This window comes from Halopseudomonas salina, from assembly GCF_014637955.1.
Classification (GTDB): Bacteria; Pseudomonadota; Gammaproteobacteria; order Pseudomonadales; family Pseudomonadaceae; genus Halopseudomonas; species Halopseudomonas salina.
The window spans coordinates 87,236-112,717 of record NZ_BMFF01000005.1; the positions used below are offsets into that span (position 1 = coordinate 87,236).

At 57.3% G+C, this 25,482-nt stretch carries 26 protein-coding genes; 14 read left to right on the forward strand and 12 right to left on the reverse strand.

What is annotated here, in order from left to right; genetic code table 11:
- Positions 1-97: 97 nt before the first annotated feature.
- From IEV54_RS12500 to IEV54_RS12515, 4 genes are read left to right on the forward strand one after another with little or no spacing between them, the layout of a single operon-like run.
- Positions 98-1,921 (forward strand): penicillin-binding protein activator, encoded by a 1,824-nt coding sequence (locus IEV54_RS12500; protein WP_150278118.1) that lies wholly within the window; start codon positions 98-100, stop codon positions 1,919-1,921.
- A gap of 5 nt (positions 1,922-1,926) precedes the next feature.
- Entirely contained in the window at positions 1,927-2,292 is a 366-nt protein-coding gene (locus IEV54_RS12505) for a YraN family protein (RefSeq protein WP_150278208.1), read from the forward strand.
- Between the two features lie 13 nt (positions 2,293-2,305).
- On the forward strand, positions 2,306-2,899 hold the full coding sequence (locus tag IEV54_RS12510) for a phosphoheptose isomerase (protein WP_150278117.1): 594 nt from the start codon (positions 2,306-2,308) through the stop codon (positions 2,897-2,899).
- Positions 2,896-3,462 (forward strand): BON domain-containing protein, encoded by a 567-nt coding sequence (locus tag IEV54_RS12515; RefSeq protein ID WP_150278116.1) that lies wholly within the window; start codon positions 2,896-2,898, stop codon positions 3,460-3,462. Before IEV54_RS12510 ends, IEV54_RS12515 begins: the two co-directional genes overlap by 4 nt.
- Before the next feature lie 74 nt (positions 3,463-3,536).
- On the opposite strand, the gene IEV54_RS12520 is transcribed toward IEV54_RS12515, so the two are convergent.
- The 7 genes from IEV54_RS12520 to rplM form a co-directional block, all read right to left on the reverse strand.
- Positions 3,537-3,950: a ClpXP protease specificity-enhancing factor gene (locus IEV54_RS12520; protein WP_150278207.1), complete on the reverse strand. Its 414-nt coding sequence runs from the start codon at positions 3,948-3,950 to the stop codon at positions 3,537-3,539.
- A 48-nt stretch (positions 3,951-3,998) separates the two neighbouring features.
- Complete coding sequence (locus IEV54_RS12525; protein WP_150278115.1) at positions 3,999-4,628, reverse strand: glutathione S-transferase N-terminal domain-containing protein; 630 nt, start codon at positions 4,626-4,628, stop codon at positions 3,999-4,001.
- 174 nt (positions 4,629-4,802) lie between these two features.
- On the reverse strand, positions 4,803-5,585 hold the full coding sequence (locus IEV54_RS12530) for a cytochrome c1 (RefSeq protein WP_150278114.1): 783 nt from the start codon (positions 5,583-5,585) through the stop codon (positions 4,803-4,805).
- Entirely contained in the window at positions 5,585-6,808 is a 1,224-nt protein-coding gene (locus IEV54_RS12535; RefSeq protein WP_150278113.1) for a cytochrome b, read from the reverse strand. The genes IEV54_RS12530 and IEV54_RS12535 overlap by 1 nt, the downstream gene beginning before the upstream one ends.
- Entirely contained in the window at positions 6,808-7,401 is a 594-nt protein-coding gene (gene petA, locus IEV54_RS12540; protein WP_150278112.1) for a ubiquinol-cytochrome c reductase iron-sulfur subunit, read from the reverse strand. The genes IEV54_RS12535 and petA overlap by 1 nt, the downstream gene beginning before the upstream one ends.
- Before the next feature lie 265 nt (positions 7,402-7,666).
- Positions 7,667-8,059 (reverse strand): 30S ribosomal protein S9, encoded by a 393-nt coding sequence (rpsI, locus tag IEV54_RS12545; protein WP_150278111.1) that lies wholly within the window; start codon positions 8,057-8,059, stop codon positions 7,667-7,669.
- A 12-nt stretch (positions 8,060-8,071) separates the two neighbouring features.
- The gene (gene rplM / locus IEV54_RS12550; protein WP_150278110.1) at positions 8,072-8,500 is read right to left on the reverse strand and encodes a 50S ribosomal protein L13; all 429 of its coding nucleotides are present in this window, start codon (positions 8,498-8,500) and stop codon (positions 8,072-8,074) included.
- A gap of 284 nt (positions 8,501-8,784) precedes the next feature.
- On the opposite strand from rplM, the gene IEV54_RS12555 reads away from it, so the two are divergent.
- On the forward strand, positions 8,785-9,825 hold the full coding sequence (locus tag IEV54_RS12555) for an NADP(H)-dependent aldo-keto reductase (protein ID WP_150278109.1): 1,041 nt from the start codon (positions 8,785-8,787) through the stop codon (positions 9,823-9,825).
- A 176-nt stretch (positions 9,826-10,001) separates the two neighbouring features.
- Positions 10,002-11,012 carry a GlxA family transcriptional regulator gene (locus IEV54_RS12560; RefSeq protein ID WP_150278108.1) on the forward strand — a complete coding sequence of 337 codons (1,011 nt, stop codon included), beginning with the start codon at positions 10,002-10,004 and terminating at the stop codon, positions 11,010-11,012.
- A 15-nt stretch (positions 11,013-11,027) separates the two neighbouring features.
- On the opposite strand, the gene zapE is transcribed toward IEV54_RS12560, so the two are convergent.
- Together zapE and IEV54_RS12570 are read right to left on the reverse strand one after the other, a co-directional pair.
- A complete protein-coding gene (gene zapE / locus IEV54_RS12565) occupies positions 11,028-12,119 on the reverse strand; it encodes a cell division protein ZapE (protein WP_150278107.1) in 1,092 nt (363 codons plus the stop codon).
- Between the two features lie 87 nt (positions 12,120-12,206).
- Complete coding sequence (locus IEV54_RS12570) at positions 12,207-12,830, reverse strand: alpha/beta hydrolase (RefSeq protein WP_150278106.1); 624 nt, start codon at positions 12,828-12,830, stop codon at positions 12,207-12,209.
- Between the two features lie 201 nt (positions 12,831-13,031).
- Between IEV54_RS12570 and IEV54_RS12575 the strand changes: the two genes are divergently transcribed.
- Genes IEV54_RS12575 through IEV54_RS12595 form a run of 5 tightly spaced genes read left to right on the forward strand, consistent with a single transcriptional unit; the run spans position 13,032 to position 17,051 of the window.
- Positions 13,032-13,481: a Z-ring associated ZapG family protein gene (locus IEV54_RS12575; protein WP_150278105.1), complete on the forward strand. Its 450-nt coding sequence runs from the start codon at positions 13,032-13,034 to the stop codon at positions 13,479-13,481.
- A gap of 54 nt (positions 13,482-13,535) precedes the next feature.
- On the forward strand, positions 13,536-14,675 hold the full coding sequence (locus IEV54_RS12580; RefSeq protein WP_150278104.1) for an MlaE family ABC transporter permease: 1,140 nt from the start codon (positions 13,536-13,538) through the stop codon (positions 14,673-14,675).
- 5 nt (positions 14,676-14,680) lie between these two features.
- Complete coding sequence (locus IEV54_RS12585) at positions 14,681-15,484, forward strand: ABC transporter ATP-binding protein (protein WP_150278206.1); 804 nt, start codon at positions 14,681-14,683, stop codon at positions 15,482-15,484.
- The gene (locus tag IEV54_RS12590) at positions 15,484-16,419 is read left to right on the forward strand and encodes an MlaD family protein (protein ID WP_150278103.1); all 936 of its coding nucleotides are present in this window, start codon (positions 15,484-15,486) and stop codon (positions 16,417-16,419) included. Before IEV54_RS12585 ends, IEV54_RS12590 begins: the two co-directional genes overlap by 1 nt.
- Positions 16,416-17,051, forward strand: coding sequence for an ABC-type transport auxiliary lipoprotein family protein (locus IEV54_RS12595; protein WP_150278102.1), 636 nt, complete (start codon positions 16,416-16,418; stop codon positions 17,049-17,051). Before IEV54_RS12590 ends, IEV54_RS12595 begins: the two co-directional genes overlap by 4 nt.
- A 42-nt stretch (positions 17,052-17,093) precedes the next feature.
- Here IEV54_RS12595 and IEV54_RS12600 read toward each other — a convergent pair whose 3' ends face one another.
- The 3 genes from IEV54_RS12600 to guaB all read right to left on the reverse strand — a co-directional run bounded on the left by IEV54_RS12600 (position 17,094) and on the right by guaB (position 20,811).
- Positions 17,094-17,567, reverse strand: coding sequence for a DUF4112 domain-containing protein (locus IEV54_RS12600; protein WP_150278101.1), 474 nt, complete (start codon positions 17,565-17,567; stop codon positions 17,094-17,096).
- 63 nt (positions 17,568-17,630) lie between these two features.
- The gene (gene guaA, locus IEV54_RS12605; RefSeq protein WP_150278100.1) at positions 17,631-19,211 is read right to left on the reverse strand and encodes a glutamine-hydrolyzing GMP synthase; all 1,581 of its coding nucleotides are present in this window, start codon (positions 19,209-19,211) and stop codon (positions 17,631-17,633) included.
- Between the two features lie 130 nt (positions 19,212-19,341).
- Complete coding sequence (gene guaB, locus IEV54_RS12610) at positions 19,342-20,811, reverse strand: IMP dehydrogenase (protein WP_150278099.1); 1,470 nt, start codon at positions 20,809-20,811, stop codon at positions 19,342-19,344.
- 124 nt (positions 20,812-20,935) lie between these two features.
- Here guaB and xseA point away from each other — a divergent pair, with 124 nt between their 5' ends.
- The 3 genes from xseA (at position 20,936) to leuA (ending at position 25,353) form a co-directional block, all read left to right on the forward strand.
- Complete coding sequence (gene xseA, locus IEV54_RS12615; RefSeq protein WP_150278098.1) at positions 20,936-22,318, forward strand: exodeoxyribonuclease VII large subunit; 1,383 nt, start codon at positions 20,936-20,938, stop codon at positions 22,316-22,318.
- Positions 22,319-22,320: 2 nt separating this feature from the next.
- Positions 22,321-23,154 (forward strand): peptidoglycan DD-metalloendopeptidase family protein, encoded by an 834-nt coding sequence (locus IEV54_RS12620; RefSeq protein WP_150278097.1) that lies wholly within the window; start codon positions 22,321-22,323, stop codon positions 23,152-23,154.
- A gap of 528 nt (positions 23,155-23,682) precedes the next feature.
- A complete protein-coding gene (gene leuA / locus IEV54_RS12625; protein ID WP_150278096.1) occupies positions 23,683-25,353 on the forward strand; it encodes a 2-isopropylmalate synthase in 1,671 nt (556 codons plus the stop codon).
- Positions 25,354-25,482: the final 129 nt, after the last annotated feature.

Sequence of the window (25,482 nt, forward strand, 5' to 3'; positions counted from 1 at the left end):
GGCGCGCGCTCTGCCCCTTGGTTACAATGCCGCAGATGACATCTGCAAGAAATCCAACGGGACGCCTTTTGTGTCCCTTGCGTAAGGATACCGCTGCATGCCCTGCAATAAACGCCTGCCAATACTGTCGTTGGCACTCGCCGTACTGCTTGTCGGCTGCGCCAGCCCTCCCCAGAGCCTGAGCGAGCTACCGCGCACGCCACAGGCGTCCGCCGAGAAAATCCTTGCCGATGCGGACAAGTACTCGGGGGCAGAGGCTAACCTTCTGCGGCTTTATGCGGCCCAGGCTGCCAGCGATGCCGGTCAGGCTCAGCAGGTCCTGTCGATTCTCGAGCGCATACCGCAAAGCGAGTTGCCCCTGGACCAGCAAGTGCGCTTCAGTACGCTCCAGGCGCGTAGTGCGCTCGAACTGAAACAGCCGGAAATGGCTCTGCGCGCCCTTCGCCACCCCTCCATGAATCAGATCGACAATCTGCCATTGACCGACCAGGTTGCCATCCAGCGATTACGCGTTTTGGCTTTGGGCGCTACGGGAGAGCCATTGAAAGCGGCGCGCGAGCGCGTGTTCATGCATGGCGTGCTGTCCGGCGGCGAGCGTAACGCGAACCTTCTGGCGATCTGGGAAAACCTCCAGAAAGTGCCAACACCAGAACTCACTCAAGCGACTGAAAATGCTGACGGTGAATTACGCAGCTGGCTTGAGCTGGCACTGATCGAACGTGAATTTCGCAATATCGATCTACAGGTACAGGCAATCAAGGCGTGGCGCGATGAAAACAGCGCCCACCCGGCAGCGCAACCACTACCGGATTCGATTCAACAGTTGCTGGAACTACATGCCAGCCGGCCCCAACACATAGCCTTGCTGCTGCCTTTTGAAGGACCGCTGGCCAGCGCCGCAGAAGCGTTACGCGATGGCTTTCTCGCTGCCCAGTATCAGGCTCAGAGCAAAGGTCTCGACCAGCCGCGTGTCAGTCTTTATGACAGCACTGCCTATTCCGATCTGGATCAGTTCTATGCTCAGGCCAGCGCTGATGGCGTGGAATGGGTGATAGGACCACTGGATCGCGCACGTGTTGGGCGGCTCGCGACGCGCGCTACCCTGCCAATACCTACCCTGGCCCTGAACTACGCCGAGCAGGAAGGCCCCTATCCACAGGACCTGTTCCAGTTCGGACTGGCACCGGAGGACGAAGCCCGTTCCGCTGCCATGCAAGCGTGGGAGCAGGGGCATCGACAAATGGCCGCCTTGCACACCACAACCGACTGGGGCGAGCGTGCTTATCAGTCGTTTAGGCGCAGCTGGGAAGAAATGGGTGGCGTGCTGATTGGCCGCGTCGTGATTGATCAGCCTGCGGCCATCTCGGGCCAGATTGCCGATCTTTTGCAGATACGTCAGAGCGAGCAACGGAGTCAGCGCGTTTCCAGAGCGCTGAATGGCAATGTGGTCGTTCAGCCCACCCCGCGCCAGGACCTGGACGCGCTCTTTATCGCTGTCAATCCGCAACAGGCAAGGCAGATCAAACCTACCCTGGCATTCCAGTACGCAGCTGACCTCCCGGTCTATGCGACATCCCATGTCTACCAGGTGGGACTCGACGGCCAACAGAATGCCGATATGGATGGCATTGTTGTGGCAGAGATCCCATGGCTGCTGACGCGCAATGACACACTCTACGGCCAGGTAACCGACAACTGGCCTCAGGCTCAAGGACCTTTAGGGCGTCTTTATGCGATGGGCATTGATGCCCAACGAATCTTCTCGCGTCTACCTCAGATGCAGCAACATGCCAGCACCCGCGTGAACGGCGCTACTGGCGAGCTCACACTCGCCCCGGATGGCCGTATTCAGCGGCAACTCAGCTGGGGCGTGATGGAGCGTGGGCAACTGTCCGCAACCTCGGCCGCTCGGGTGCAATGAGCGAACTGACGGAGAAGCAAAAGCTCGGCAACCTGGCCGAGCGTCAGTCCGAACAGTTACTCCTGGACGCCGGCATGCGCCTGCTGGCCCGCAATTATCGTTGCAAGATGGGCGAGCTTGATCTGGTCATGCGTCACGCCGATACAGTAGTATTCGTCGAAGTGCGTTACCGACGCAGCAGCCGCTGGGGCGACGCGGTAGAGAGTATTGACTGGCGCAAGCAAAAGCGGGTCATCGCCGCAGCACAGCATTATCTGCTGACGCATCCCCACCTGGCTGACAATCCCTGCCGTTTCGACGTAGTAACCGCACACGGCAATCCCGCGGACCCAGGCTCCTACAACTGGATCCGTGAAGCATTCACCTGCTAGCGAGTCATTTTCTATGGATATGCAGCACCGTATCAGGCAACTGTTCACCGACAGCATCGAAACCAAGACCCGTGCCATGGAAGTACTTGGGCCAAGCATCGAGCAAGCCAGCCAGCTGATGGTCAATTGCCTACTCAATGAAGGCAAGATCCTGACCTGCGGTAATGGCGGCTCTGCCGGCGACGCACAGCATTTCTCCTCGGAGCTGCTCAACCGTTTCGAACGCGAACGCCCCAGCCTGCCAGCCCTGGCCCTGACCACTGACAGCTCGACCATTACCTCGATTGCCAACGACTACAGCTACGACGAAATCTTTTCCAAGCAGATTCGCGCTTTGGGTCAGCCCGGAGACGTATTGCTGGCCATTTCAACCAGTGGCAACTCGGGTAACGTGCTGCAGGCCATTCAGGCAGCACATGATCGCGACATGTTAGTGGTTGCTCTTACCGGGCGTGATGGTGGTGCCATGGCCTCACTATTGCTTCCCGAAGACTCTGAAATCCGCGTCCCGGCTCGCTCGACAGCCCGCATCCAGGAAGTACACCTGCTGGCCATCCATTGCCTATGCGACCTGATCGACCGTCAACTTTTCGGGAGTGAAGAATGAAAATAGCCCTGTGCCTGCTGCTGGTTGCCTCACTGGCAGGCTGCAGCTCCGTGCTGACCGCAACGCGCGATACGCCTATCGAGAGCAACAAGGGCACACGCACCTTTGGCAGTACGATTGATGATCAACTGATTGAGACCAAAGCCAACGTCAATATTGCCAAATCCAACATCGAGCTTGAACGTGACGCCCGGTTCTCTGTGACCAGTTTCAACGGCGTGGTTCTGCTGACCGGTCAGGTACCCCGGCAAGATCTGAAGGATCTGGCCGGCTCAGTTGCGCAACGCGTACAACGGGTGAAGGTGGTGCACAACGAGCTCACTGTAGGCCCTCCACTGCCCTTGCTGGCGCGTAACAGCGACGGGTTTATAAGCACCAGTGCAAAGGCGCGCCTACTGGCTGACAGCGCCATCCCCGGTCGACGCATCAAGGTGACTACCGAGGCAGGTATTGTCTACCTGCAGGGTCTGGTACGCCGCGCAGAGGCCGAACTGGCAGTACAGGCCGTTCAGCAGGTGGGTGGGGTACAGCGAATCGTTAAATTGTTTGAATATATCGACTGAAATCGCGCTTTACCGGCCACAAAAAACCCGGACCACGTTACAAGCGTGGCCCGGGTTTTTTGTGCAGAGCAAATCTACTTGACGACTTTCAACGATGGCCTCTTGGCCTTTTCCGCCTTGATAGAGCTGACGGAAGCTGACTTGTCAGCTTCTGGGTCATCGGAAGGCGGAACCGGCGCAGGCTCGACCTCGAACACCATGCCCTGACCATTCTCGCGTGCGTAGATAGCCATCACGGCCTGGGCAGGAACCCAGACCTGTTGGGCTACGCCGCCAAAACGACCGTCAAAGGTGATCCTGTCGTTATCCATCTCAAGATGCCGTATCGCATTTGGCGAGAGATTGAGTACTATCTGACCAGCTTCGACAAAGGCATCCGGAACGCTGGTCTGGGGATACTGGGCATTGACGAGCACATAAGGAGTGCAGTCATTTTCCAGTATCCATTCGTATAGCGCTCGTACCAGATAGGGTCGGCTTGAGCTCATTTGAGCCATGCGGGCCTCCTTCGGGGGACACTGTTGATCAAGAAAAGATTAATGCATTTCCTTTTCGGCAGCCGACAGGCTGGCCAGGAAACCCTCACGCTGGAAAATCCGATCCATATAATCCTGCAGCGGCTTGGCTTGCTTGGGTAGTTCGACACCCAGGACGGGCAAACGCCACAAAATCGGAGCGATACAGCAATCGACCAGGCTGAACTCCTCGCTCATGAAATACGGCATCTCGGCAAATACCGGAGCAACCCCAATCAAGCTCTCACGCAACTCCTTACGCGCTTTGGTAACAGCCGCAGCAGGCGTCTTGGGATTGGTGATCGCATCAACCAGCCCGCACCAGTCACGCTGTACACGAAACATCAGCAGTCGTGTATTAGCCCTGGCTACCGGGTAAACCGGGAGCAACGGCGGGTGAGGAAAGCGCTCGTCGAGATATTCCATCATGATGTTGGGCTCGTAAAGAACGAGATCCCTGTCAAGCAGCGTCGGAACGCTGTTGTATGGATTATTTTCCGCCAGCTCTTCCGGATGGTTATCGGGCTCGACGTTGATCACGTCGACGGTGACGCCCTTTTCTGCCAGAACGATTCGTACGCGGTGACAGTAGTGATCACTCGGATCGGAGAAAAAAGCCATCGAGGAACGCTTGTTGGCGGTAACGCCCATAAATCAACCCTCATCCTGTAGCGGATTGCGGTAACCACAAAGCACGCGATTGCGTGAACATGAAAAACCACAGACGGTTCAAAACAGTCTGTGTCTATTACGAGATCGGGATTATACCCCAGAAACAAGTGCGCGCCCCAAAGGGCGCGCGCATTTGATCAATGAAACAGCTGATCAGTGGACATCTCTCCAGTATTCGCGCTTGAGCAGGTAGGCAAATATGAAGAAGAATGCCAGATACAACAGTACGTAGGTACCGATGCGATGGCGCTCGAGCTTTATGGGATCACCGGAGTAAGCCAGGAACGCAGTCAGGTTGCGTACCGTGGTATCAAACTCCTCCTCGCTCTGGATGCCCGTGCCCTCGACTACCTTGAGCACATCACAACGCTCATCCATCAACGTATCGCCGGTAAGTGGATCTTTTTGCACCTTGCCGTCTTTCTCGACAGGCATGGCCTTGCAACCGATCACCTGACGTCCTTGCAACTCTTCCAGAACGTTAGGCATACCCACATTGGCAAATACCTGGTTGTTGACTCCCATCGGACGCGAGGGATCTTCGTAGAAGGTCTTGAGATAGGTATAAACCCAATCTTCGCCACGCACACGGGTCACGTTGGTCAGGTCAGGGGGAGCAGCACCAAACCAGCGCTTGGAATCCTCCGGACGCATACCAATCTTCATGTGCTCACCGATCGCGGCCGAATCGGAGAAAACCAGATTCTCCATCATCAGCTCGTCCGGAATACCCAGGTCGTCTGCTACCCGCTCGTAACGCTGATACTGGGTAGAGTGACAACCCATACAGTAGTTGACGAAGGTCCGTGCGCCGTCCTGCAGTGACGCCTTGTCGCGCAGATCAATGTTCGCTGACTCGAGTGGAACACCCGTGGCAGCCGCCATTACGACCGAGGGCACAAGGGCAAATACCAGTGCAATCAATTGCTTTTTCATTAGCCAGTAACCCTCTCTGGAACGGGTTTGGTCTTCTCCATGCGGGTGTAGAAGGGCATCAGCAGGAAGAAGGCGAAATACAGTACGGTACAGATCTGTGAGATCAGTGTGCGGGTATCGTTACCCGGGATCGCGCCCAGAATACCCAGAATCACAAAGGATACGCAGAAGATCACCAGCCACAACTTGCTCATCCAACCCTTGTAGCGGATAGAGCGAACCGGACTACGGTCAAGCCAGGGCAGAACAAACAACACTGCAATGGCCGCACCCATGGCGAGCACACCGGGGAACGCAGAGCCGCCGATAGCCGGTACCGCGCGCAAGATGGCGTAGAAAGGCGTGAAGTACCAGACAGGCGCAATGTGATCCGGCGTCTTCAACTGGTTAGCGACTTCGAAGTTGGGGTGTTCAAGGAAGAAACCGCCCATCTCTGGGAAGAAGAACACCACGATGCAGAACACAAACAGGAAGACCACCACACCGACAATATCCTTGACTGTGTAGTAAGGGTGGAAGGCGATGCCATCGAGCGGCTTGCCGTTCTCGTCCTTATGCTTCTTGATATCGATACCGTCAGGGTTGTTAGAGCCAACTTCGTGCAGGGCAATGATGTGCAAAACAATCAGACCCAACAACACGATCGGCAACGCGATCACGTGCAGCGCGAAGAACCGGTTCAGTGTAATGCCGGAAATCAGATAATCACCACGCACCCACTGAGCCAGGTCCGGTCCGATGAAGGGAATCGCACCAAAGAGTGAAATGATCACCTGAGCGCCCCAATAGGACATCTGGCCCCAGGGCAACAGGTAGCCCATGAAGGCTTCACCCATCAGTACCAGGTAGATAGTCATACCGAAAAGCCAGATCAGTTCACGTGGCTTCTGGTAGGAGCCGTACATGATCCCGCGCAACATGTGCAGGTAGATCACAGCAAAAAATGCCGAAGCACCGGTGGAGTGCAGATAGCGCAACAACCAACCGTATTCAACATCACGCATGATGTATTCGATCGACGCGAAGGCGCCTTCAGCGGATGGCTCATAGCTCATGGTCAGCCAGATACCGGTAACGATCTGGTTGACCAGAACCAGCATGGCCAGGGAGCCAAAGAAATAGAAAAAGTTGAAGTTCTTGGGCGCGTAGTACTTGGTCAGGTGATCTTCAACCACCCTGTTGACCGACATGCGCTCATTAATCCAGCTGTTCAGCTTACCCATCAGACAGTCTCCGGATCCAGGCCGATGACGATGACATCGTCGGACTCATAGTTATGGGGGGGAACCGGCAAGTTCAGCGGCGCCGGCTGGCCACGGAAAACCCGACCGGACATGTCGTAGCGCGAACTGTGGCAAGGGCAGAAATAACCACCCTTCCAGTCCTCACCCATGTCAGCCGATGCGACTTCCGGGCGAAACAGAGGCGAGCAACCCAGGTGGGTGCAGATGCCCATTACGACCAGGATTTCCGGCTTGATTGACCGGGCAACACCATCGACGTAATCAGGCTGATCCGCCGACTCCGACTCAGGGTCAGCCAAACGGTCCGTCATCTCTTCCAGCGTCTTGAGCGCCTCCTCGGTACGCCTGGAGACGAACACAGGCTGACCGCGCCATTCGGCAACGATCTGCTGACCGGCCTCAAGCTTGCCCACATTCACCTTGACCGGTGCGCCAGCCGCTTTGGCCCTCGCACTCGGGAACCACGATCCAACGAAGGGTACTGCTACCCCCACGGCTCCGGCTGCACCCACAACACTTGTGGCTGCCACCAGGAAGCGACGCCGGCCGTTGTTTACGCCGTCATTACTCATCCAGTCGTCTCCCATCTCAGCTGATTCAGGCTTTTATGAGCCCTTTTAAGAGTTTTAATCCGCTTGCACAAAATGAATCCGATGGTAATGAAAAACCCCTTTTTTGACAAGGTGAACTATCACTAAACAACATTGCCTGCTCGGCTCAAACCATCGTAAAACGGGGCGTTGCGGACCATGCACCAAGTTAGCGGCATTTTGTCGCACAAACAAAAACGCCCGGCTCCATGAGGATACCGGGCGTTTTCGGGATAAGTCTTGCGACTTAACGCTTGGAGTACTGAGGACGCTTACGCGCTTTACGCAGACCCACTTTCTTACGCTCAACTTCACGGGCGTCACGTGTAACAAAGCCCGCCTTGCGCAATACACCGCGCAGGGTTTCGTCATATTCCATCAGTGCACGTGTAATGCCGTGACGGATAGCGCCTGCCTGACCTGTAGTGCCGCCGCCTTTGACGGTAACAAACACGTCAAACTTGGAGACGTTTTCGGTCAGCTCCAGCGGCTGGCGTACAACCATGCGCGCTGTTTCACGACCAAAGAAATTCTCGATGGTGCGGCTGTTGATCTGGATGTTGCCATTGCCCGGACGCAGGAACACGCGAGCGGTGGCAGTTTTACGACGGCCAGTACCGTAGTTTTGTGTCGCCGACATAGTGAGCTCCTGTTAGAACTTGAGTTCTTGGGGTTGTTGGGCCGCATGGGGATGAACTGCACCTTTGTACACTTTCATCTTGCGGTACATTGCACGCCCCAAGGGGTTTTTCGGCAACATGCCTTTAACGGCAGACTCGATAATGCGCTCTGGAGCGCGAACAAGGAGCTTGTCGAAACTGATCGACTTGATACCGCCCGGAAAACCGGAGTGGCTGTAGTAGATCTTGTCCTGTGCCTTTTTACCGGTCACATGTACTTTCTCGGCATTGACGATGACGATGTAATCGCCAGTGTCCACGTGCGGAGTGTACTCTGGCTTATGCTTGCCGCGCAGACGGGTAGCAACTTCGGTAGCCAGACGACCCAGGGTCAGTCCAGTTGCGTCTACTATGTACCAGTCGCGTTTTACGCTTTCAGGTTTGGCGCTGAAGGTTTTCATTAATCCTAGCCTCAGAGGCCGCTCTAATAATAAGAGGGCGAATCTTACAGAATGAAATGTGTTTTTACAAGACAACAAAGCCTAGAACAGACACTCAGTGGGGGCTGCGTGGGTCTGGGTGGCATCTGCGCTGTAAACAACAACGACAGGCTAGGCATCCTGTCGAAAGTGGCGGGCATTATGTCAAGGGAGCCAAAAATTACAACCCTTATTTACAATCAATGCCATATTAGCTCAGCCTAACGATCTTTTAACCGGACTCAACCTTATTCAGGGAGCAACCCATGCAATATCGCCCTCTTGGCCGCACCAAGCTCAAGGTCAGCGCACTGTGCCTCGGCACCATGACCTGGGGGGAGCAAAATACACAGAAAGATGCATTCGCCCAGATAGACCGGGCGAAGGACGCGGGAGTCAATTTTATCGACGCCGCAGAGATGTATCCCGTCCCACCAAAGAGCGACACGTACGGGGAAACCGAACGGATTCTCGGCAATTATCTTGCAGAGCGCGCTAATCGTGAGGACTGGATCATCGCCAGCAAGGTCGCCGGACCGGGCGACTGGCTTCCACACATCCGCGAAGGCAAGACCCGGTTCAACCGCGAGCACCTGACTGCAGCACTTGACGCCAGCCTCAAGCGCCTGCGCACCGATTACATCGATCTCTACCAATTACATTGGCCTGACCGCAGTACCAACTTTTTTGGCAATCTGGGGTACCGGCACAATCCGGATGAAACCATCACTCCTGTCGAGGACACCCTTGAGGTGCTTGAGGATTTCGTCAAAGCAGGGAAGATCCGGCACATCGGCCTGTCCAACGAAACCCCCTGGGGCGTAAGCAGGTTTTTGCATCTAGCCGAAAGCCGCGGCTGGCCGCGCATCGCATCAATCCAGAACCCGTACAACCTGCTCAACCGCACCTACGAGGTGGGCATGGCTGAAATATCCATGCGCGAGCAAACCGGACTGCTGGCCTACTCCCCACTCGCCTTCGGCACCCTTACCGGTAAATACCTGAACGGGCTCCAGCCGGAAAAAGGGCGCCTGACGCTGTTCAGCCGATTCAGCAGATACACCAACCCGCAGGCCGAAAGAGCCTGCGCCAGGTATGTGAGGCTGGCCCGTGAGCACGGACTCGATCCCGCTCAGATGGCGCTGGCATTCGTTACCCGGCAACCCTTTGTTACCAGCAACATCATTGGTGCCACCAACATGGATCAACTCAATCGGAACCTGAGCAGTATCAATATGGGGCTGCCCGACGGCGTACTGGAAGCGATCGCCGAGATTCATCAAAGCCAGCCAAACCCCGCGCCCTGAGAGCACGGCGCATATGAACACCAGGCTGCACATGGCAGCCTGGTGTTTATTGACCCCGACCCTGACAATCAACAGACATTTGCGCTTTTTATCGTACTCAACACGGCAGTTGTGCCAGAGTATAAGATGCTTTAGTCAACGCTTGGCCGATTCAACTTATAAAAGCGATAACAACCATGATTCAGCCCGACCAATCCCGCGCCCCGCTTCGTCAGGTGGCAATACTCGCAACCGACGGAGTAATTGCCTCCACGTTAATGCAGGCCAAGGACTTCTTCCACATGGCTAGCCTGCGTGATGGCCGCAGGCGCGGCCACGGGCTTACCCCGGGATTTCGCACCTCCATCGTGGCTCCCGACAGCCTGCCCGTCACCAGCTTCAGCCAGGACCGCATAGCAACCGATGCGACCCTCAGCGCGCTTCGACCACAATTGATCATGCTGCCTGCATTCTGGGGTGATTTCGATCAGATGCTCGAACGCTATCCCGGCGTGATTCCCTGGCTACAGGACGAGCATGCCCGCGGGACGCTCATTAGCGCGGAAGCAACCGGTGTGTTCTGGGTAGCGGCAGCCGGGCTACTTGATGGACGAGAAGCCACCACCTACTGGCGCTTCTTCGATGAATTCAGTCAGCGCTTCCCGCAGGTGGTGCTGTGTCGAGACAAACATATCACCGATGCTGACAACATCTATTGTGCGGCTGGCGTAACATCGGGTTGTGACCTGTCAATTCATCTTATCGAGAAACTGTGCGGCAGCCAGGTGGCCCAGGCGGTAGCACGGGACACACTCTATGAAGTCCAGCGCAGCTACACTCCGGGCGTCATTGGCTTTGGTGGGCAGAAACTGCACCAGGATGTTGCCATTCTGCAGATCCAGCAGTGGCTCGAAGAGCACTTTGCCGACAAGTTTCGTTTTGAAGATGTCGCGAGCCAGCACGGCATGAGCATTCGCAACTTCATGCGGCGTTTCCAGAGCGCTACCGGGGATAAGCCACTGCACTACCTGCAGCGCTTGCGCATTGAAACCGCGAAAAACCTGTTGAGTACTACCCGCCGCAGCATCAAGACCATCAGCTACGATGTGGGCTATGACGACGCGAGCTTTTTTGCCCGCCTGTTCAGACAGCACACCGAGCTGTCACCAAATCAGTACCGGCGCCAATTCCAGCAAAACCTGCAGTAGCTCCTGATTTTTGAATCAGGGCTTGTGAGCCCGAGCCAGAAACTCGTGAGACTGCATCTCGAGCAGTCGGCTGAGGGTGCGCTGGAACTCGAAACTCAGACGCCCACCGGTATACAGGTCTTTGAGTTCGACTTCGGCTGAGAGTATCAACTTGACGTTGCGGTCATAGAATTCATCGACCAGATTGATGAACCGGCGGGCCATATCGTCCTTGCTCGCATTCATCTGTTCCACGTTGGCAATCAACACCGCGTGGAAGATCTTGGCCAATTCGATATAGTCGTTCTGGCTGCGCGGCCCGTCGCACAGCTCGCGAAACTCGAACCAGCCCACGTCCTCGCAGACACGAATCGATTGGACCGGACGATTCTCGACGGTCAACAGATCGCCCTCTACAACTTCATCGATATCTGGTACCAGGCTCTCGAAACTCTGGCGCAGACTCTCATCCGCACCCTCATCCAGGGGCCAATGGTACAACTCCGCCTGCTCCAGAGCGCGCAGGCGATAATCCACGCCATTATCCACGTTGACCACTTCAGTGTGGCTGTTCAACAGCGCTATTGCCGGCAGGAATCTGGCTCGCTGCAGCCCATCCTTGTACAACCCATCGGGTACGATGTTGGAGGTTGCAACCAGGGTAACGCCGTTCTTGAACAACTCTTCCATAAGAGTGCCAAGAATCATCGCGTCGGTAATATCCGAAACGAAAAACTCGTCAAAACAGATAACCCGAGCCTCTTCGGCAAACTGACTGGCGATCAGGGTTAGCGGATTCTTTTCGCCCTTGAGCCCCTTTAGCTCAAGGTGCACCCGCTGCATGAATCGGTGAAAGTGGGTGCGCATCTTGCGTTCGATCGGCAAGGCATCGAAAAAGGTGTCAACCAGATATGTCTTACCCCGCCCCACTCCGCCCCAGAAGTACAATCCCTTGACCAATTCAGGCTTTTTCCGCAAAAACCTGTCGAACAGACCGGATCGAGACTGGTCAGTGGCAACCAGATCATCAAACAGACGCTGCAGGTGACGTACTGCATTTTCCTGCGCTGGGTCGTAAACGAAATCCGGACGCTTGAGGTCCGCCTGGTACCGATCAAGAGGCGTCATAATGCTGACCATCGGAGGTGAAAGGGGGCGGAACTGTACCCCCTGGATATCAAGTTTGGCAATTATACGATGTACCGGAAAGCGTTCTCAGGTTAGCGCCTGTTCAACCGCATCCTTCAATTCCGGCAGGCGGCCGTGAAAAAAGTGTCCGGTGTCGGCAAAGCGTACCACGACCACATCATCACGCCCCTCCAGCAGACCGAAGACCGACGCAGATGCCACCACGTCGTCAGCTTCGCCCATCATCACCGTAGCAGGCGTGCTCAGAGGCAAAAGCTCCGGAAACGGTAGGCGCTCTACCGAAGGAGCTACCAGAACCAGTTTCTGGGGCGGACTGTCCAGACGATTGGCCGCTGCAGCGGCAACATAGCCCCCGAACGAAAAGCCCATCACCCAGAGCGCGGGAGCCGGCAGCTCTCGCCGAGCCCATTCGATCACGGCAAGGCAGTCGTCGATCTCGCCCTTACCCTCATCATGCTCACCATCGCTACGTCCCACCCCGCGGAAGTTGAACCGGACCACATTGGCGCCAGCATCCCGAGCCGAGCGCATCAATGTGTGCACCACCTTATTGGTCATTGTGCCTCCATGCAGAGGATGGGGATGACAAATGACGGCCAGGGCCACCGGATCCTCAGCGCGCGTCACAAGCAACTCCAGGGAGCCGGCAGGCCCTGCGATGGACATCCGTTCTTCAAGTTTGCTACTCATTGTACCCCCTGAACAAATCCACGAAACCACCTCGACCAGCGGCAGTCCAAGGCTATGCAGGAACCGCCGGAGACACCGCCGGAAGCAGGCTAGCCTAAAGGGTACTAGCCTTGGCAGAGAAATGTCGTTACCGTTAGTACATTAGCTGATCAGCCGCTTACGTGCGGGCCTGACACTCAATTGTTCAATAGGGGAAGCACAGTGGAAGCAAGCGAAAACCTGTGGATTGCAGTAACTATTGCTCTGGCAGCAGGCGTGATTATCGGCATCGTGCTGACACAGATCGCCAGGCGCGTCAGCGGCTCATATTCATCCGGCACCCGATCCCAGCTGGAGAGTCTGCAGTTGCGATTCGAGGAATATCAGCAGGAAGTTTCCAGCCACTTCAAAACCACAGCCAACCTGGTTGCTCAACTCAATCGCAACCATCAGGAAATTCAGGAGCATCTTTCCCAGGGTGCGATGGACCTGTCCCCCGACGAGATGACCCGCCAGCGTCTTCTTGCAGCCCTGGAAGAGCCCCCGGTCTCGCGCAGCAGACCCAATGGCGAGCCATTGTTCGACAGCCTTGAACCACCGCGCGACTACGCACCCAAGGGTGATAGTCCCGGCACCCTCTCGGAAGACTACGGGTTCGAACGCAAGTCCTGATGCATATCGGGGTGACCTGATGGCCACCACCTTCAATTGCGGATACCGATAAAGATGTCGGGCGCTGACCCTCAAAGTTTTTTCCAACGCAGTGAGCAGGATCCGGCGCATCTGATCATCAGGGGCGATTGGGTGCTCGCTCACTACGCCGAACTGCGCGAGCAGATCGGACTGTCGCAGGGCCGGACCACAACCGCCCGGAGTGCTGACCTGAGCGATCTTGCCAAGCTCGATACAGCCGGCGCCCAGCTACTAGCCGAGCTGCTTGGACCGGAGCTGTTGTCCACCCTGGCCGAGCGCAATGACGGCATAGACCCCAAGCAGGGCATGCTGCTGCAACGGGTAGCCCAGACCATAGAGTCCAGTCCGCCTCAATCTGCCACTCAAGGGTTCCTGATAGTCGATCTGCTGGCCCGCATTGGCGACGCCACGCTGACGTTCTGGCACCACTTGGTTGATTTGCTGGGATTTACCGGCCTGGTGCTGGCCAGCCTCAGCCGCAATATTCTGCGTCCGAGTAACTGGCGAATAACCTCGCTGGTCGCGCAAATTGAAGTCACCGGACTAAACGCTCTACCAATTGTAGCGCTGCTCACCTTCATGGTCGGTGCTGTCGTTGCTTTCCTGGGCGCCACAATCCTGGAAAGCTTTGGCGCGACCATCTACACCGTGGATCTGGTCGCCTTCTCGTTTATGCGTGAGTTTGGTGTGTTGCTCACGGCAATTCTGCTGGCCGGCAGAACAGCGAGCGCCTTTACCGCCCAGATTGGTTCGATGAAAGCCAATGAGGAAGTTGACGCCATTCGCGCCCTGGGCCTCAACCCAATCGATCTGTTGGTACTACCCCGCGTACTGGCGATGCTGATTTCGTTACCCATTCTTACCCTGGTTGCGATGTTTTCCGGACTCCTCGGAGGCGCCCTGGTATGCATGCTCTCCCTGGACATCTCCCCCACAATGTTTCTGGGCACGCTACAGCAGAACATGGATGTTCAGCATTTTTATGTAGGCATGGTGAAGGCTCCGATTTTTGCCTTTTTGATAGCACTCATCGGATGTCTTGAAGGCTTCAAGGTTACGGGCAGTGCACAGTCTGTGGGCGAACACACCACGTCCAGCGTTGTGCAATCCATTTTTGTGGTGATTCTGGTAGACGCCCTGGCCGCGCTCTTCTTCATGGAGATGGGCTGGTGAGCGATATTACTGGGAATGAACCGCTGATCCGCGTGCGCGGATTGCTCAATCAGTTTGGCACGCAGACCATTCATGAGAATCTCGACCTCGACATTTACCGCGGGGAAATTCTTGGCGTTGTTGGCGGCTCCGGCAGCGGCAAATCGGTACTACTGCGCTCGATTCTGGGCCTGAGGCGCCCCACCGGAGGCCGGGTCGAGGTCTTCGGCGAGGACCTGCAGACCCTTGATGACGAGGCTCGATCTCAGCATGAGCGGCGCTTCGGTGTGCTGTTTCAGCAAGGCGCGCTGTTTTCTTCAATGACCGTGGCTGAGAATATTGCCCTCCCCCTGATTGAGCATGGCGGCCTGAGTCGCGCTGATGCCGAACACCTGGCGCAAATGAAGATTGCCCTCACCGGGCTACCCGCAACCGCTGCGGGCAAATATCCGTCGGAATTATCAGGCGGCATGATCAAGCGTGCAGCACTGGCGCGCGCACTTGCCCTGGACCCGGATATACTATTCCTGGATGAGCCCACAGCCGGCCTGGACCCCATTGGCGCAGCGGCGTTTGATGAGCTTATTCGAACTCTGCGCGATGCGCTGGGTCTGAGTGTATTCCTGGTGACGCATGACCTTGATACGCTCTACGCAATCTGCGACAGGATTGCCGTGTTATCCCAGAAGAAAGTACTGGTAGCCGACACCCTCGAACGAGTGGCTGCCGTAGACGATCCGTGGATACAGGATTACTTCCATGGCCCCAGAGGCCGCGCCGCGGCCGATGCGACCGAACGTAACAGACACCAGCCGGAGCATGACCGCTGATGGAAACCCGCGCTCACCACGTGCTGATTGGACTCTTTACGCTGCTCGCTGCCGGCGCGGCAATAATATTTGCGCTATGGCTTGGCAGTGCGGCCACCAGCCGCGAATACAAGGAATATATTGTCGTCTTCAACGAGGCTGTTACGGGTCTGTCACGCGGCAGCGCTGTGCAGTACAGCGGCATCAAGGTCGGCGACATCCACTCGCTGCAACTCGACCCCGAAGACCCGCGCCGCGTTCTGGCGCGAATCCGGGTAGGCACGGACGTGCCTATCAAGGAAAACACGCGGGCGCGCCTGTCCTTCACCGGCATTACCGGAAACTCGGTCATCGAGCTGAGCCATGGCACCCCTGGCAGCCCGCTGCTGACCAGCAAGAAAGGGCCTCCAGTCATCGTTGCCGCGCCCTCACCTATATCTTCATTACTGGCCGACGGGGAAGACCTGATGACCAACGTCAACCAACTGATGTCCAATGCCCGAAGCATTCTGTCAGATGAGAATGCCGACAGTATTGGCCGCACCCTGACAAACGTCGAACGCGCAACAGGTGGCATTGCAGCCCAGAGCGAGAGCCTCACACTACTGCTCGATGAACTGACCAGAGCCAGCGAACAGGTTAATGAAACGCTGCAACGTAGCAGTGAGCTGGTCGCAAGTGCCGACAAGCTTCTCAATCAGCAAGGCGCACGCACGCTGAACCAGGCCGAGGAGGCACTCACCTCGATCGCCAGTACCAGTGGCACTCTGGAGAGCTTGCTGAACGACAACAGCGAGGCTTTCACCTCCGGCATGCAGGGGCTTTCTCAGCTGGAACCGGCCATCAACGAGCTGCGCGCTACCCTTGGCTCCCTGCGCACCATAACGCGCCGCCTGGAAGACAATCCCACGCGCTTCATATTGGGTCGCGACAGCATGGAGGAGTTCGAACCTTGAAACAGAGCCACCGCAAACTACTTACCGGCGCCGTTTTGTCGAGCACCTTTTGGCTTACCGCGTGCACCGTCTTCCCGGAAGCAGAATCCCTGAAGGTCTACCAGTTGCCGGCACCGGGCATGAGCGCCTCGGCCAACACCGTTCTACCGCTTTCGCTTCGCATCGGCACACCTCGGGCTGGCTCCGTACTCAGCAGCCCACGCATAGTGGTCAACCCACGGGGTAACGAACTGCAGAACTACAAGGGCGCCCGCTGGTCCGACCCGGCACCCGCGCTATTGCGCGACCATCTGGCCCAGGCCTTCGAGCAAAGCGGCGCGCTCATGGCAGTGAGCACTGACGAAAACTCGTTCAGTGCCGATATTCACATGAGTAGTGACCTACGCCGCTTCCAGGTTATATACGCAGACGCCGGACCTTTTGTCGTCATCGAGCTGAACGCCCGACTGATTGACCCCTCCAGCAGAAACATTCTCGCCAGCAGGACATTCATCGCTCAACAGCCATTGGCCTCTGAGGCTATTACCGGGGTGGTAGATGCTTTCAAACAAGCTTCGGATGCCCTTGCCGTCCAGCTGATCGAATGGACGGGACAAAAGCTCTCCAGCCAGCTCATGAGCTCAGGGGAGTAAACGGACAGCGAGTCGCCTGAGCCGGACGAACCGCCCTCTGGCTCAGGCACCCACTGCATTGAACAGGGCTTGAAGTAACAGCACTAACAGATAGCCAACCAGAACCACCAACCCCAGAAGCGCAGCACTCAGGCCCCAGACAAAAACCCGACTGGTAACCTCTGTCTCCCGCGGGCTATCCAGATAGCGATTAAGCAGGCTTACATTCCGATTATTGGCTTTCCAGGCAAAATCGAACAGATCGCCAACCAGGGGCACTGCCCCTACGACAGTATCAACCAGCACGTTGAAAGCCATTTTCAGCAACAGGGTCTTGGGCGCACCCATGCGCGCAGCCTCCGAGATGACCACGCTGGAAATCAGGGCCGAGATAACGTCGCCAACGCCTGGAATCAGGCCAATCAGACCATCCAGACCAAATCGCGCATTGAAGCCTGGCACCTTGATCGAGCTGTCGAGAAACCACGCCAGGCGCTCGAGCTTCTTCCGGGTTTTCTCATTGCCTTGGTCACGCATATCCAGTCTCCCTCAATTGTTCAGGTGAGACCCGGTTTTGCCGCACAAGGTCCCGCAGCGCGATCATTCCCACTCGATCGTTGCAGGCGGCTTGCTGGAGATATCGTAGGTCACCCGGGATACGCCGGTAATTTCGTTGATGATACGGTTGGAGACCGTCTCCAGAAACTCGTAGGGCAGGTGCGCCCAGCGCGCAGTCATGAAGTCGATGGTTTCCACAGCGCGCAGCGCAATTACCCACTCATAGCGGCGGGCATCGCCCACAACACCGACAGAGCGCACGGGCAGGAAGACAGCGAATGCCTGGCTGGTCTTGTGGTACAGGTCGGCCCGACGCAGCTCCTCGATAAAGATATGGTCTGCACGACGCAAGATGTCAGCGTATTCCTTGCGCACTTCAGCAAGGATCCGCACTCCCAGGCCCGGGCCCGGGAAGGGATGACGGTAGACCATGTCGAAGGGCAGACCCAATTCCAGACCAATCTTGCGCACCTCGTCCTTGAACAGCTCGCGCAGTGGCTCGACCAGCTCGAATGCCATATCGTCGGGCAGCCCGCCGACGTTGTGATGGGACTTGATCACATGGGCCTTACCGTTCTTCGAGCCGGCTGATTCGATCACGTCAGGATAGATAGTGCCCTGGGCCAGGTACTTCACGCCCTGAAGCTTGGTCGCTTCATCATCGAACACTTCGATAAAGGTGCGGCCGATGATCTTGCGCTTTTCCTCCGGGTCGGTCACACCCAGCAGACGCGAGAGGAACTTCTCCTCGGCGTTGACGCGGATCACCTTCACACCCATGTTCTCGGCAAACATCGCCATTACCTGTTCACCCTCTTGCAGGCGAAGCAGGCCGTTATCCACGAACACACAGGTCAATTGATCGCCAATCGCCTGGTGCAGCAGGGCCGCAACCACAGACGAGTCCACACCACCGGACAGACCCAGCAGCACGTTATCCTTGCCCACCTGGGCCTGCACGTTGCTGATGGCGTCTTCGACGATATTGGACGGGGTCCAGAGGGCTTCACATGCACACAGCTCGAGAATGAAGCGCGACAGCATGCGCAGACCCTGACGGGTGTGTGTCACCTCAGGATGGAACTGCAGACCGTAGAAATGGCGCTTTTCGTCGCCCATCGCGGCAATCGGGCAGCTCGGGGTGCTGGCAAGGATATGGAAATCAGTCGGTAGCTCGATGACCTTGTCACCATGACTCATCCAGACGTCCAGACTGAGCAGGCCATCACCATCCACGTGATCCTCGATACCGGCCAGGAAGTCACTCTTGCCGACGATATCCACCCGCGCGTAACCGAATTCGTGCTTGTCCGAACCCTGAACCTTGCCACCCAGTTGCTCGGCCATGGTCTGCATGCCGTAGCAGATGCCGAGCACCGGCACGCCGAGCGTGAACACGATCTCAGGAGCTCGCGGTGAACCTGGCAGCGGAACAGATTCCGGCCCACCGGCCAGAATGATGCCCTTGGGGGCAAAATCACGAATCTCGTTCTCGTCCATATCCCAGGCGCGAATCTCACAATACACGCCTATCTCCCGTACGCGACGAGCAATCAACTGGGTGTACTGAGAACCGAAGTCCAGAATCAGGATGCGGTGGGCATGAATATCTTGATGGACCATAGGGCAGGCTCTCTGAAGGACGTTACGCAAAAATTAGGATAGCAGTACTTGTGCAGTGCCGGAGGCGTAAATACCGGCTGGCATGACATGCTCGATCAGCTGTCACACCAGCAGCACAGACAATGATTACTCAACTAACTCGGTAGTTGGGTGCTTCCTTGGTGATCTGCACATCGTGAACGTGGGACTCACTCATACCGGCGTTGGTGATACGTACAAACTGGGGCTTGGTACGCATCTCCAGCATATTGCGACTGCCGGTGTAACCCATTGATGCACGCAAACCACCCATCAGCTGGTGAATGATCGCAGCCAACGAACCCTTGTAAGGCACGCGGCCCTCGATACCCTCTGGCACCAGCTTCTCGGCGCCGGCACTGGAGTCCTGGAAATAGCGATCCGAAGAACCCTGGCTGCCTGACATTGCACCCATGGAACCCATGCCGCGGTAAGCCTTGTAGGAGCGGCCCTGGAAAAGTTCGACCTCGCCAGGCGCTTCTTCAGTACCAGCAAACATCGAACCCATCATGACGACCGACGCACCAGCGGCGATCGCCTTGGACAGATCACCGGAGAAACGGATACCGCCGTCAGCGATAACCGGAACGTCGTGATCCTTGAGCGCGGTGGCGACATCAGCGATGGCAGAAATCTGGGGAACGCCGACACCGGCGACAATACGTGTTGTGCAGATCGAACCCGGGCCGATGCCTACCTTGACCGCATCGGCGCCCGCCTCAACCAGGGCCAGCGCGGCCTCGGCGGTCGCGATGTTACCGCCAACCACCTGGATGTCCGGGTAGTTTTCCTTGACCCAACGTACGCGATCAAGGACGCCGCGGGAGTGTCCATGGGCCGTATCAACTACCACCACGTCAACACCGGCAGCTGCCAACGCCGCAACGCGATCAGGGGTATCGGCACCGGTACCCACAGCCGCGCCGACCAGCAAACGACCCTGGTCGTCCTTGGTAGCGTTGGGGTAGGCGCGGGCTTTTTCGATGTCCTTGACGGTCATCATGCCCTTGAGGCGGAATTCATCATCAACTATCAGGACCTTCTCGATCCGATGACGGTGCAGCAACTCACGCACCGCGCCGGCGCTGACACCTTCCTTCACGGTAACTAGCTTGTCTTTGCCGGTCATTACTTCTCGGACCAGGGCTTCCATGCGAATTTCAAAACGCACATCGCGGGCGGTGACAATCCCCACCAGTTCCCCGTTGGACAGCACGGGAACGCCGGAAATATTGTTTACGCGAGTCAGCTCGACCAGCTCGCCAACCGTAGCGTCTGCATCGATGGTGATCGGATCCTTCACTACGCCGGATTCGAATTTCTTCACCTTGCGTACTTCGGCAGCCTGCTGATCAACAGTCATGTTCTTGTGGATAATACCCATGCCGCCTTCCTGAGCCATGGCGATAGCCAGACGGGCTTCGGTGACGGTGTCCATGGCAGCAGACAGCAGAGGGATATTGAGTTCGATGCGCCGGGTGAGCCGGGACTTGAGGCTGACGTCTTTCGGCATGACCTCGGAATAACCGGGCACAAGCAGAACATCGTCAAAGGTTAGGGCTTCTTGGCTTACACGTAGCATAGCAGGGCTCCCGAGCGGGAAAATGGAAGCAGGGCATTATACCCGCCACGCCCAATACGCTCAATGAGTATCGCATTGCAACTCGATTATTCTCTGCAGCGCGCCAGCAGGCTAAGATGGGCGCATGAATGATGATGCCCTGTTCCAACGCCTGACCAAAGAACGCGACGTGCTCAGCGTCAGCCAGCTCAATGCCCGCGCGCGCAGCCTGCTCGAGGATGTATTCCCGCAGATATGGGTCGAGGGTGAGCTGTCCAACCTCGCCCGCCCCTCCTCCGGTCACTTGTATTTCAGCCTGAAGGACAGCAAGGCGCAGATCCGCTGCGCCTTCTTCCGTCAGCACGCCAGCCGCGTGCGCATGGCGCTGAGTGACGGCCTGCAGGTAAGGGTGCGTGGACGTGTCAGTCTGTATGAAGGCCGCGGCGATTATCAACTGATAGTCGACAGCATGGAATCGGCCGGTGACGGGGCACTGCGCATGGCTTTTGATGCACTCAAGGCCAAATTGCAGGAAGAGGGCCTGTTTGCCGTTGAACGCAAACGCCCCCTCCCCACGCATCCCAAACGCATCGGCGTTATTACCTCACCGAGCGGGGCCGCAGTAAGAGATATCATCAGCGTTTTTGGTCGCCGCGCACCCTTTATCGAACTGGTGGTAGTGCCCACGCCAGTCCAGGGTCGTGACGCAGCACCGCAGATTGTCCGCGCACTCCAACTGGCCGACCGGTCAGGCTTCGACGCCTTGATCGTCGCCCGCGGCGGTGGCTCGCTGGAGGATCTATGGCCATTCAATGAAGAGATGGTCGCCCGCGCACTGGCGGCCTGCCAAACCCCCACGGTCAGTGCGGTTGGCCACGAAACCGACGTCTCAATCTGCGATTTCATCGCCGACGTGCGCGCCCCTACCCCGTCGGCGGCGGCAGAACTGCTCAGCCCTGATCAACAGGCCATGCTGCAACAGGTCGAGCGCGCCCACCGGCAATTACGCCAATGCCTGCGTGACCGTTTGGCCCGGGAACATCTGCGCCTGGAAAACCTGCGTCGCCGCCTGCGTCATCCCGGCGAACGCCTGGCCCAGCAAGCCCAGCGCCTGGACGAACTTGAGTTGCGCCTCAAGCGCGGCATGCGCCAGCATCTGAACCAGGTAGGCCAGCGCAGCGAACGTTTGCAAGCGCGCCTGCAGGCTCAGCATCCCGGCAGGCACCTGGCACTGTTGCGCCAACGCCTCGACCAACTCGACCAGCGTCTGCCCCGCGCCATGACACAAAATCTGCAGCACCGGCGCCAACGTCTGGACGGTCTCGCCCAAACTCTGAATGTGGTCAGCCCTCTGGCCACCCTCGGCCGCGGCTACAGCATTCTGTTCGACCAACAGGGCAAACCGCTACGCAGCCAGGCCGACGCCAAACCAGGCCAGCGCGTCGAGGCGCAGCTCAGCGACGGCCGATTGGCCCTGCGCGTGGAGGACAATCTCGACGCCCCTCACACCCTCCCCTTACTGGATTAACCATGCCACTCAAGCGCCTGATCATTCTGTTCTGCCTGGCCGTATCGGCGCTTCCAGCCCAGGCGGAAGGCTTTATTACCCGGCTGTTGAACAAGCCGGTCCCTGGCGGCGTAGCCGTCGTTACCCTCCCAGAGCAATCCGAAGCGCCCCGCGCGCAGTATCAGAACCAGCCACTGCTGGTAATACGCGAAGACGGTCAACGCTGGATCGCCATCGCCGGCATCCCGCTGGCGGTGAAACCCGGTACCGAGCATATCGAGACAGAGGGCGGGCAAAAAATTGCGTTCAAGGTCTCCGACCGCAAATATCCCGAGCAGCATATCAAGCTGAAAAACCAGCAGCACGTAACGCCCGACCCCGAGCATCTCAAACGCATCAACCGCGAGCTGGACGAACAGATCAACGCCTACAAGACTTTCAGTGCCCGCCAGCCCAGCAACCTGCTATTCGACCGTCCGGTAGATGGCCGCCTATCCAGTGCCTTCGGCCTGCGCCGCTTCTTCAACGGCGAAGAGCGCAACCCCCACTCCGGCCTGGATTTCGCCGCCTCCACAGGCACTTCGATCAAAGCGCCCGCAGCCGGCCAGGTGATTCTTACGGGTGATTATTTCTTCAACGGAAAAACCGTCTTCGTTGACCACGGCCAGGGGCTCATCAGCATGTTCTGTCACCTGTCGGCGATCGATGTGCAGGTAGGAGATGAAGTCGGCCGCGGGGCACACGTCGGCAAAGTCGGCGCCACCGGCAGAGCGACAGGCCCACACCTGCACTGGAACGTCAGCCTCAACAATACACGCGTAGACCCCTCCATCTTTATTGGCGCATTCATGCCCTGAAAAATCCAATGATTCGCTGGGGTTGTGCGAAGGTCAAAATGGATTCCCGCGTTCGCGAGAATGACGAAGGTGGGGTGAGACACTAGGAGTTTTGCTTTTGACTTTTGGACAGCAAACTCAACCTCACTCCTTTGCCTGGCGAGCGCACGGCCTGGCGGGGTGCAGAAAGTGTCTGAAACAGGTCGATGATTGCTCCTGCATAATCGACACTTCCGCCATCCCTGGCGGTCGGGACTGCCGCCAAGCCTCCAGGGACGGATTCACGGCGGCTTTCGGAATCCTGCCAGGCTGGGAGCGGTGGTCACCCAGCAGCGACACCACATACCGATTCAAGGATCGCGCAAAAATCCTCCAAAACACCGCACCAAAGATACCAAAAAGCTCACCAAACGCTCTTTATTGGCGATTGCTGCCAAATTTAAAACTCGCATTGCAATAAAAACCAGCACCTATTAACTTTTACTGCAACAACACCCTATTCAGCACCCGCCCGACCCACAAGGTAAAGGGCCGAAAAGGAAGCAGACCATGAGCATGCTCAAAGACCCATCCAGCAAATATCGCGCATTCGAGCCGGTAGATATTCCCGATCGCCAGTGGCCATCGCGCACGCTTACCGAAGTACCGATCTGGTGCAGCTCCGACCTGCGCGACGGCAATCAGTCACTGATCGAGCCCATGGACCCTGCGCGCAAGCTGAAATTCTTCCAGACCCTGGTCAAGGTTGGCGTCAAGCAGATCGAAGTAGCCTTTCCATCAGCCTCCAAGGCCGACTTCGACTTTGTGCGCAGCCTGATCGACGATGGTCACATCCCCGATGACGTAACCATCCAGGTGCTCACCCAAGCGCGCGAAGATCTGATCAGACGCACCTTCGAATCCGTGCGTGGCGCCAAGAAAGCCATCATCCACGTGTACAACGCCACCGCGCCGAGCTTTCGCCGCATCGTGTTCAACCAGGACAAGAAAGGCGTCGTGGACATCGCCATCAACGCCGCCACCCTGATCAAACAGCTGGCCGCAGAACAGTCCGATACCCAATGGACCTTCCAGTACTCGCCGGAGATCTTCACCTCCACCGAACTGGAGTTTGCCGTAGAGGTCTGTGACGCCGTACTCGACGTATGGCAGCCGACGCCCGACAACAAGGTCATCCTCAATCTGCCCGCCACGGTCGAAATTGCCACACCCAATCATTATGCCGATCAGATCGAATGGTTCGGCCGGCACATCAGCCGCCGTGACAGTGTGCTGATCAGCTTGCATACCCATAACGACCGCGGCACCGGCGTCGCCGCCACAGAACTCGGCCTTCTTGCGGGAGCTGACAGGGTCGAGGGCTGCCTGTTCGGTAATGGCGAGCGCACAGGCAACGTCGACCTGGTTACCCTGGCGCTGAACTTCTATACCCAGGGCATTCATCCGCAGCTGGACTTTTCCGATATCGATGCCGTGCGCAAGGTAGTCGAAGAGTGCAACCAGCTGTCCGTGCACCCAAGACATCCCTATGTCGGTGATCTGGTGCACACCGCGTTCTCGGGTTCGCACCAGGACGCCATTCGCAAGGGCTTTGCCCAACGCAAACCCGACTCCCTGTGGGAAGTGCCCTACCTGCCGATCGACCCCGAAGATATCGGCCGCAGCTATGACGCGGTCATTCGAGTCAATAGTCAGTCAGGCAAGGGTGGTATCAGCTACCTGCTCGAGCAAGGCTATGGCATCAGCCTGCCACGCCGTATGCAGATCGAATTCAGCCAGGTTGTGCAAGGCGAAACTGACCGGCTCGGCCTGGAGATGAGTGGCGCGCAGATCCATGAGCTGCTGGATCGGGAATACGTGCAGGCAACCAGTCCCTACGCGCTGATCCGACACAGACTGCAGGAAGAAAACGGCACCAGTGCCGTCGACGTCGAGGTCCTGAACCAGGGCGAAACCTTGCACTGGCGTGGGCTGGGCAAGGGGCCTCTCGAAGCACTCGTTGCAGGGTTACCCGTATCGGTCGAGATAATGGATTACCACGAGCATTCCATTGGCTCCGGCACCAATGCCAAGGCAGCGGCCTATGTGGAAATTCGTCTTAACAGCGGCCGCCCCTTACACGGCATTGGAATCGACGAAAACCTGACCACGGCCAGCTTCCGCGCGCTGTTCAGCGCCCTCAACCGCGCCCTGCGCCAGGCCGAAGCGCAAGCTGCCTGATCGGTGCCCAACACCAACGCGCCGGGATAAAAGCTCGGCGCGTCATATCGGGTTCGCTCGCTGCAGCCGCCCCGACATATCCAGTTAAATCCCCTGCGCTTGTCAAAAGAAATGTCGCCCCCATAATAC